The organism is Bradyrhizobium sp. (assembly GCF_016462955.1).
Taxonomy (GTDB): Bacteria; Pseudomonadota; Alphaproteobacteria; order Rhizobiales; family Xanthobacteraceae; genus Bradyrhizobium.
This window is the reverse complement of sequence record NZ_JAEMSD010000888.1, coordinates 1-1,539: the sequence shown is the minus strand read 5'-3', so window position 1 is coordinate 1,539 and position 1,539 is coordinate 1. Positions and strand designations below refer to the sequence as shown.

1 protein-coding gene and 1 pseudogene are annotated in these 1,539 nt (G+C 67.1%); both read right to left on the bottom strand.

Going from position 1 to position 1,539, the window contains the following annotated elements; translation table 11 throughout:
- On the bottom strand, positions 1-641 hold a 641-nt coding region (locus JHD07_RS39565; protein ID WP_291632058.1), incomplete at its 3' end, for a ParB/RepB/Spo0J family partition protein.
- Between the two features lie 257 nt (positions 642-898).
- A pseudogene (locus JHD07_RS39560) lies at positions 899-1,539 on the bottom strand (lactate dehydrogenase); the annotation flags it as partial.

The window sequence follows — 1,539 nt, the reverse complement described above, 5'->3', positions numbered from 1 at the left end:
TCGTCGCCGAAGCTCGCGTGGCGCGCGTGCATGCGGGTCTTCTGCAACGCTTGTGCGACACTCCACCACGAGACCTGCGGATCGGCCTTCGACGGCTTGTGCTTCTTCCAGACTTCCTTCTGCTCGTCGAGCGAGGCTGCGGCGATGGTGCGGAGCTGCTGCTCGTTCGGCATGTCGCCCTTGGCCATATGGTCGAGCATGGCGGGAAGCACATTCGCCAGCAGGCGCAGCTTCCTGATCTGGCGCACTGGCAGCGCCAGCGCGACGCCGATCGCCTCCTCGGTCCAGCCGAGCGCGACCAGGCGCTCGATCGCACGCCACTGGTCAACCGGGTTCAGCGCCTCACGGGCGATGTTCTCGACCATCGAGCGCATGGCGCCGTTGTCGTTCGCGGCCTCGTCGACGAGCACGTCGATCTCCTCGAGGCCGGCGGCGATCGCCTGCTTCACACGGCGATGGCCCGCATTGATGACGTAGCCGTTGCCGCCGCCTGTCTCGGGCGTGATGACGGGCGGCTGGACGATACCAACAGCCTTGATTGTCGCGAGCAGCAGCGCGTCGGCCTGCGGCGTCGACTTCGTCTGGCGCATGCGATCGGGGTTCTCTCTCAGCGCGCGCGGATCGACCTTGATGAGTTGCATGGGAACACTCCTTTGGGGTTGCGGACCGACGCTGCCGGCCCTTTCTCGTCTTCTTCTCGAAGACACCCCTGGGCCCTGCGGAGCGGGCGGGCCGGTGCAACTGCGGCCGAGCATCCCTGCCCGGCGGGACCAGTAGGGCGTAAGCCCTGCGCAGGACGACGGGTTAGGATCGCGCAGGCGGCGGTTGAGCGCAGCGTCGACGGCCCGCCCGATCTGCGAGCTGGCCTTCTCCCTTTCTCTTTCTTCTCATTCTCTATTCACGCGGCCGCGGCGATCTCCCGGGTGCCTTCGCCGTCCTCCGCCAGCGCCTTCTCTACCTCGACAAGCTGCCGGCGCTTTTCGGCAAGCTCGCCAGTGAAGGCGAACTCGCCTCCGTCGCGCGATTCGTAAGACGCCAGCCGTCGGCGGGCGTCGGCCAGGCGCTGGCGATAGCGCTCGCGCTCGCCCTCGAAGTCGTCGAGTGCGTGCTCAAGGCGAGCGACCGCTCCGAGCGGCGTGACCGTCACCGGCAACTCCATTTCGTACTCGGCGCCGGTTCGCTGCAGCATGGTGGTGTAGCGGTAGCCATCGTGACCGATGCGCTCTCCGCTGTACGCGACGTCGAAGCCGCCGATCGAGGCGATGACGGTCTCGCCCTCCTGCTGGAGTTGCACCAGCGTCAGGATCTCCTTCATCAATGCGCGGCCAGCGGGCTTGCGTTCCCTACACGGCTCTCCCCTCACTGACATGCTGAACGCATCTCCAGCCGTCGGTGTGAGGCGCTGGATGTCTTGGCCGATTTCGCCGATGCGGCGGTTGGAGAGCTCGATGTCGCGCTCGGCCTCGCGCATCTGCCGCCGCACTGCGTGCTGGTCGTCGATGTGCGCAGCCCGCAGCCGTTCGAGCCGCGCGATGTCGG